Genomic DNA, 726 nt, shown 5'->3' on the forward strand with positions numbered 1-726 from the left:
GGGTTTCCCCATTCGGAAATCTCCGGATCAAAGCTTACTTACAGCTCCCCGGAGCATATCGGTGTTAGTGCCGTCCTTCTTAGGCTCCTAGTGCCAAGGCATCCACCATGCGCCCTTTCTAACTTAACCAAATAATTCCGATACACGGCGCATTGCGTTGTCAGCTTCACTCGTTTAGTCAGTCACGTACCTAAGTACGCTCCTTCCGTCACTCGATTGCTTCCTAGCACTGCTTGTGTCTCCAAATTATTTCTAGCGAATCGTTCATTGCAGCGATGCAAATCCAGATTCTTAAAAAGGTACTGTACATTATTTGCATAATATACATGATTGATTCTTGATTGTTTTTATTAATGTCGTTTTATCCAGTTTTCAATGAACAAAAATACCCCAAAAAAGAGTATATTGGTGGAGCCTAGCGGGATCGAACCGCTGACCTCCTGCGTGCAAGGCAGGCGCTCTCCCAGCTGAGCTAAGGCCCCAGAATTTAATGGTGGGCCTAAGTGGACTCGAACCACCGACCTCACGCTTATCAGGCGTGCGCTCTAACCAGCTGAGCTATAGGCCCCTTCCGGGATTTCAAAAAAGTTTCATATTGGTAAACATTATGTTTATCCATGAACCTTCAAAACTGAACGCAAAACGTCGTTAGCGAAGAATATTTATACTCTTCATTTTATAGATCAGAGATCTATATTCCGAATGTCTAGACTTCACATACCAAAG

General features: G+C 44.1%; 2 tRNA genes and 1 rRNA gene. All 3 read right to left on the reverse strand.

What is annotated here, in order from left to right:
- Nucleotides 1–129: ribosomal RNA gene (locus ACFSFY_RS07345) — 23S ribosomal RNA — on the reverse strand; the annotation flags it as partial.
- 277 nt (nt 130–406) lie between these two features.
- Nucleotides 407–482: transfer RNA gene (locus ACFSFY_RS07350), tRNA-Ala, on the reverse strand.
- A 9-nt stretch (nt 483–491) separates the two neighbouring features.
- Nucleotides 492–568: transfer RNA gene (locus ACFSFY_RS07355), tRNA-Ile, on the reverse strand.
- Nucleotides 569–726: the final 158 nt, after the last annotated feature.

The sequence above is a fragment of the Sporosarcina siberiensis genome, from assembly GCF_042681925.1.
GTDB lineage: Bacteria > Bacillota > Bacilli > Bacillales_A > Planococcaceae > Sporosarcina > Sporosarcina siberiensis.